At 70.6% G+C, this 6,656-nt stretch carries 4 protein-coding genes; 3 read left to right on the forward strand and 1 reads right to left on the reverse strand.

Translation table 11 applies throughout. From position 1 onward, the window contains the following. Positions 1–63: 63 nt before the first annotated feature. The gene (locus tag HMPREF3159_RS06325) at positions 64–741 is read right to left on the reverse strand and encodes an MBL fold metallo-hydrolase (protein ID WP_070500177.1); all 678 of its coding nucleotides are present in this window, start codon (positions 739–741) and stop codon (positions 64–66) included. Positions 742–813: 72 nt separating this feature from the next. Between HMPREF3159_RS06325 and uvrA the strand changes: the two genes are divergently transcribed. The 3 genes from uvrA to rapZ are packed head-to-tail and all read left to right on the forward strand — an operon-like array spanning position 814 to position 6,570. Continuing rightward, on the forward strand, positions 814–3,681 hold the full coding sequence (gene uvrA, locus HMPREF3159_RS06330; RefSeq protein ID WP_070500178.1) for an excinuclease ABC subunit UvrA: 2,868 nt from the start codon (positions 814–816) through the stop codon (positions 3,679–3,681). 12 nt (positions 3,682–3,693) lie between these two features. Continuing rightward, complete coding sequence (gene uvrC / locus HMPREF3159_RS06335) at positions 3,694–5,634, forward strand: excinuclease ABC subunit UvrC (protein ID WP_070500179.1); 1,941 nt, start codon at positions 3,694–3,696, stop codon at positions 5,632–5,634. A gap of 39 nt (positions 5,635–5,673) precedes the next feature. Continuing rightward, positions 5,674–6,570, forward strand: a complete 897-nt coding sequence (gene rapZ, locus HMPREF3159_RS06340; RefSeq protein ID WP_070500180.1) for an RNase adapter RapZ — start codon at positions 5,674–5,676, stop codon at positions 6,568–6,570. The last annotated feature ends 86 nt before the right edge of the window (positions 6,571–6,656 follow it).

The following is a 6,656-nucleotide window of genomic DNA, read 5'->3' on the forward strand; positions in this document are numbered from 1 at the left end:
CCGCCCCGCGACCGAGCACGCACCGCGCCGGGGCGGGCGCGGGGGTGCCCGGCGGGGGAGAGGTCACCAGCCCCGCTCGCGCCAGGCCGGTAGGGAGGCCCGCTCGGCCCCGAGCGTGGTGTCGTCGCCGTGGCCCGGGTACACCCAGGTCCCGTCGCCCAGCCGGTCGAAGATCCGCTGCTCGACGTCGTCGATCAACTGCGCGAAGCGCTGCGGGTCCCGGTCGGTGTTGCCCACCCCGCCGGGGAAGAGGGAATCGCCGGTGAAGAGGTGGTCGCCCTCCTCGCCGCCGCGCCACAGCACCGCGACCGAGCCGGGGGTGTGGCCGCGCAGGTGGATGATCTCCACCCGCTGCTCGCCGAACTCGATCACGTCGCCGTGGGCGAGGGGGAGGTCGATCTTCTCCGCGATCTCCTTCGCGTCCTCCGCACCGGCGGCGGTGCGGGCGCCGGTCGCCGCGACCATCTCCGCCAGAGCGCCCACGTGGTCGTGGTGGGAGTGAGTGGTGAGGATGATGTCCAGCCAGTTGTGCTCGGCGCCCGCCGCGATCATGCGGCGCAGGGCGACGGGGTCAGCGGCCGCATCGATCAGCAGCTGGGCGCCGCTCGACCGACAGGTCAGCAGGTAGGCGTTGTTGTCCATCGGCCCGACAGACACCTTGCGGATCTGCAGGTGCTCCAGGTCTCGCACGGCGGGCTCGCCGCCCGGCTCGACATGTCCGGTGTACTCATGATCGTTCATGGGGACAGTATGTCGCCCTTATCTCCCCCGAACAACTGTTCGAAGGTCGGTGTGCGCCCCTAGAATGCCGGGGTGACTGATTCCCTGGTCGTCCGTGGTGCGCGCGAGCACAACCTCAAGAACATCGACATCGACATCCCCCGCGACAAGCTGGTGGTGTTCTCCGGTCTGTCCGGCTCCGGCAAGAGCTCCCTGGCCTTCGACACCATCTTCGCCGAGGGGCAGCGACGCTACGTCGAGTCGCTCTCCAGCTATGCGAGGCAGTTCCTCGGGCAGATGGACAAGCCCAGCGTCGACCTGATCGAGGGGCTCTCCCCGGCGGTCTCGATCGACCAGAAGTCCACCAACCGCAACCCGCGCTCCACCGTCGGCACGATCACCGAGATCTACGACTACCTGCGCCTGCTGTTCTCCCGCACCGGCGAGCAGCACTGCCCCGTCTGCGGCGAGCTGGTCACCTCCTCCTCGGCCGAACAGATCGTGGACACCCTCCTCGAGGAGGAGCCCGGCACCCGCTTCCAGCTGCTGGCACCCGTCGTCCAGGGCCGCAAGGGCGAGCACCAGGACCTGCTCAGCTCCCTGCGCTCCCAGGGCTACGCCCGCGCCCGCATCGACGGGGACAACCGCCGCCTGGACGAGGAGATCAGCCTCGACAAGCGCTACAAGCACACCATCGAGGTGGTCGTCGACCGCCTCTCCGCGAAGCCCGGCGCGCGCCGTCGCCTCACCGACTCGGTCGAGACCGCGCTGCGGCTGGCCGAGGGCATCCTGATGGTCGACTACGTGGACCGCGACGACGAGGATCCGCAGCGCACCCGCCGCTTCTCCGAGAAGCGTGCCTGCCCGAACGACCACCCCCTCGCGATCGACGACATCGAGCCGCGCACCTTCTCCTTCAACGCCCCCTACGGCGCCTGCCCCGAGTGCACGGGCCTGGGTCAGCGGCTCGAGGTCGATCCTGAGCTCGTGATCCCCGACGAGGACCTCTCGCTCGCCGGCGGCGCGATCGCCCCGTGGGCCATGGGGCACGCCGACCGCCACCAGGAGGTCATGTCCGGCCTCGCCGAGGAGCTCGCCTTCTCGATGGACACCCCCTGGCGCGCGCTTCCCGAGCGTGCGAAGGAGGCGCTGCTGCACGGCAAGGACTTCAAGGTGCACGTGAAGTACCGCAACCGCTTCGGACGCGAGCGCACCTACTCCACGGGCTTCGAGGGCGTCATGCACTTCCTCGAGCGGCGTCACAGCGATACCGAGTCCGACTGGGCCAAGGAGCGCTACGAGCAGTTCATGCGCGAGGTGCCCTGCCCCGCCTGCCAGGGTGCGCGTCTGCGCCCCGAGGTGCTCGCCGTGACCGTCGGCGGGAAGTCCATCGCCGAGGTCTGCGAGATGTCGATCGGCGACGCGCTCGCCTTCCACCAGGGCCTCGAGCTCGGGGTGCGGGAGGCCGCGATCGCCGACGAGGTGCTCCGGGAGATCCGCTCCCGCCTCGGCTTCCTGCTCGACGTGGGCCTGGACTACCTCTCCCTGGCCCGCGCGGCCGGCACCCTCTCCGGCGGAGAGGCGCAGCGCATCCGCCTCGCCACTCAGATCGGCTCGGGCCTCGTCGGCGTGCTCTACGTCCTCGACGAGCCCTCCATCGGCCTGCACCAGCGCGACAACGAGCGCCTCATCGCGACCCTCGAGCGCCTGCGCGACCTCGGCAACACCCTCATCGTCGTCGAGCACGACGAGGACACGCTCAACTCGGCCGACTGGGTCGTGGACATCGGCCCGCTCGCCGGCGAGCACGGCGGGAAGGTGGTCCACTCCGGCCCCGTCGAGGACCTGAAGCAGAACCCCGACTCCCTCACCGGCCGCTATCTCTCCGGCGAGCTGGAGATCCCCGTGCCCGCGGTGCGCCGCCCCGTGGACAAGGAGCGGATGCTGAAGGTCGTCGCGCCCCGCGCGAACAACCTCACCGGGCAGGACGTCTCCTTCCCGCTCGGCGTGCTCACCGCCGTCACCGGCGTCTCCGGCTCGGGCAAGTCGTCCCTGGTCAACGACATCCTGTACTCGGTCCTGGCCAAGGAGCTCAATCGCTCCCGCGTCGTGCCCGGGCGGCACAAGCGCGTCACCGGTCTCGAGCACCTCGACAAGGTCGTCCACGTGGACCAGTCGCCGATCGGCCGCACCCCGCGCTCGAACCCCGCCACCTACACGGGCGTGTGGGACCGGGTGCGAACCCTCTTCGCCCAGACCAACGAGGCGAAGATCCGGGGGTACACCGCCGGGCGCTTCTCCTTCAACGTCAAGGGCGGGCGCTGCGAGGCCTGCTCCGGCGACGGCACGTTGAAGATCGAGATGAACTTCCTGCCCGACGTGTACGTGCAGTGCGAGGTCTGCAAGGGCCAGCGCTACAACCGCGAGACGCTCGAGGTGAAGTTCAAGGACAAGAACGTCGCCGAGGTGCTGGCCATGTCCATCGCCGAGGCGCTCGAGTTCTTCGACGCCGTCCCCGCGATCCGCCGCCAGATGCAGACACTGGTCGACGTGGGCCTCGGCTACGTGAAGCTCGGCCAGTCCGCGACCACCCTCTCGGGCGGCGAGGCGCAGCGCGTGAAGCTCTCCTCCGAGCTGCACAAGCGCTCCAACGGCCGCACGATCTATGTGCTGGACGAGCCGACGACGGGCCTCCACTTCGAGGACGTGCGCAAGCTCCTCGAGGTGCTCGAGGGCCTCGTGGACAAGGGCAACTCCGTGATCGTCATCGAGCACAACCTCGACGTCATCAAGACCGCCGACCACGTGATCGACCTCGGCCCCGAGGGCGGCGCCGGCGGCGGGAGGATCGTCGCCACCGGCACCCCGGAGAAGGTGGCGAAGGTCGAGGGCTCCTACACCGGCCGCTTCCTCGCCCCGATGCTCGAGGGCGGACGAGCGGGCGCGGCCGCGGCCCGCTGAGCAGGCGGAGCCATGGCTGATCCGGCGACCTATCGCCCCGCGACCGGCACGATCCCCACGAGGCCGGGGGTCTACCGGTTCCGGGACGCGCACGGCCGTGTCATCTACGTCGGCAAGGCGAAGAACCTCCGCCAGCGCCTGGTGAACTACTTCCAGGACCTCTCCGTCCTGCACGAGCGCACCCGGCGCATGGTCACCACCGCCGCGAGCGTCGAGTGGACCGTGGTGGGCACCGAGGTCGAGGCGCTCACCCTCGAGTACACGTGGATCAAGGAGTTCGATCCCCGGTTCAACGTCAAGTTCCGCGACGACAAGTCCTATCCCTATCTCGTGATCACGATGGGGGAGAAGGTGCCGCGGGTGCACATCACCCGTCGGCCGCGCGCCAAGGGAGACCGCACCTTCGGGCCCTACCCGCAGGTCGGCGCGATCCGCGAGACCCTCGACCTGATGCTGCGGGTGTTCCCGATCCGCTCCTGCACCGCGGGGGTGTACCGGCGGGCCGAGCGGTCGGGCAGGCCCTGCCTGCTCGGCTTCATCGGCAAGTGCGCGGCGCCCTGCGTCGGCGACATCTCCGAGGACGAGCACCGGCGGCTCGCCGAGCAGTTCGCGGACTTCATGGCCGGCAACACCTCGAAGTACACCCGCCGCATCGAGCAGCGGATGAGGGCCGCGGCCGCGGCGATGGACTACGAGACCGCCGCGAGCCTCCGCGACGACCTCCAGGCACTCGAGAAGGTGATGGAGAAGAACTCCGTGGTCCTGTCCGACGCGACCGACGCCGACCTGATCGGCCTCGCCCAGGACGAGCTCGAGGCCTCCGTGCAGGTCTTCCACGTGCGCGGCGGACGGATCCGCGGCCAGCGCGGCTGGACCGCGGAGATCCTCGACGAGTCGACCGCGCCGGACCTCGTCGAGCGCGCCCTGGCCACCCTGTACACCGAGGGGAACGCCCCGAAGGAGGTGCTCGTCCCGATCCTGCCGACGAACCTCTCCCAGGTGCGCGAGCTGCTCGGGCCCCGCGTGGACCTGCGCGTCCCGCAGCGTGGCGAGAAGAAGGACCTGCTCGTCACGGTCGGCGAGAACGCGACCGAGGCGCTGCGCCTGCACCGCCTCAAGCGCACCGGCGACCTCACCGCGCGCACCAAGGCGCTCGAGGACCTGGGGGAGGCGCTCGACCTCGCCGAGCCGCCGCTGCGGATCGAGTGCTTCGACATCTCCCATTCCCAGGGCACCAACGTCGTCGGCTCCCAGGTGGTGTTCGAGGACGGCCTGCCCAAGAAGAGCGAGTACCGCCGCTACTCGGTCTCCGGCGCCGCCGCCCGGGATGACACCGCCTCCATGCACGACGTGATCACGCGCCGGCTGAAGCACCACCTCGACCCGCCCGAGCCGACGGAGGACGAGGAGACCGGCCGTTTCAAGCGGTTCGCGTACCCGCCCTCGCTGATCCTCGTCGACGGCGGCCCGCCGCAGGTCGCCGCCGCGCAGCGTGCCTTCGACGAGCTCGGGATCACTGACATCGCCCTGGCCGGGATCGCCAAGCGGCTCGAGGAGATCTGGCTGCCGGGGGAGGAGTACCCCGTCATCCTGCCTCGCAGCTCCGAGGCGCTCTTCCTCGTCCAGCGCCTGCGCGACGAGGCGCACCGCTTCGCCATCACCTACCACCGCTCCAAGCGCGGACGGGCCATGCAGGCCAGCGCCCTGGACGGCATCCCGGGCCTCGGCCCGGCCCGGCGCCGCGCGCTGCTGGACCGCTTCGTCACCGTCTCCGCGATCCGCGAGGCGAGCGAGGAACAGCTCACGGAGGTCGACGGGATCGGGCCCGCGTTGGCCGCGCAGATCACCGCCGCGCTAACATCCGAGCAGGGAACCGCCTCGGACGCCGACACCGCGGACGACGCCCTCGGCGTCACCGTCGACATGGCGACCGGCGAGATCCTCGAGGGCTGAGAGCGAGGCCCGTCCACCCCCGATCCGGAAGGAGCACCCGTGACCGAGGAGTCCATCCCGAGCCCGACCACGGACACCCGAGGCGACGTGGTCATCATCACCGGGCTCGCCGGGGCCGGACGGGAGACCGCCGCGCACGCCCTGGAGGACATGGGCTGGTACGTGGTCTACAACATCGCCCCGCAGCTGATCGGCACGCTCTACGAGCTGCAGGCCTCCGCCGTCGGCCGCGAGAACCGCTTCGCGGTCGTGGTCGACCCGCGCTCCGGCCCCTTCTTCACGGAGCTCGGCGAGGTCGTCGACGAGCTGCGCAAGGCCGATCTGCGCCTGCGCCTGCTCTTCCTCACGGCCGACGAGCCCACCCTCGTGCGGCGCTTCGACTCGGTGCGCCGCCCCCACCCGCTGCAGGGCGAGGAGGGCGTGCTCGAGGGCATCCGCCGCGAGCGCGAGATGCTCGCCCGCTACCGGCGCACCGCCGACCTCGTCATCGACACCTCTCCGCTGAACGTGCACGAGCTGACGATGAAGATGCGCTCGCTGTTCGGCACCGGCGAGGAGCAGCGCTTGACCGTGACGATGCTGTCCTTCGGCTTCAAGTACGGGATCCCGCTGGAGGCCGACCACGTCAGCGACGTGCGCTTCATCCCCAACCCGTACTGGGTGCCGGAGCTGCGTCCCAAGCGAGGCACCGACGCCGACGTCGCCGAGTTCGTGCTCGGCGACGCGAACGCCGCCGAGTTCGTCGAGCGGTACATCGAGATGATCACCCCGGTGCTGCGCGGCTACAGCACCGAGAACAAGCACTTCACCACCCTCGCGATCGGCTGCACGGGCGGCAAGCACCGCTCCGTCGCGGTCTCGGAGCGGATCGGCGACGAGCTGCGCACCGCCGGGCACGCGGTGCGGATCCGCCACCGGGATCTGGGGCGGGAATGAGCATCGCCTCCCGCAGCCGAGGTCTCCGGCTCCGCGGCGCCGACCGCTCCGCGAGCGCCCAGCGGGGCGGCCGCGGCGCCCCGCAG

The organism is Brachybacterium sp. HMSC06H03 (genome assembly GCF_001807385.1).
In the GTDB taxonomy this organism is placed as follows: domain Bacteria; phylum Actinomycetota; class Actinomycetes; order Actinomycetales; family Dermabacteraceae; genus Brachybacterium; species Brachybacterium conglomeratum.

Coding starts and splice junctions, on each gene's coding strand:
- HMPREF3159_RS06325 (WP_070500177.1), bottom strand. CDS start 741: ATGAACGATCATGAGTACACCGGACATGTCGAGCCGGGCGGCGAGCCC.
- uvrC (WP_070500179.1), top strand. CDS start 3,694: ATGGCTGATCCGGCGACCTATCGCCCCGCGACCGGCACGATCCCCACG.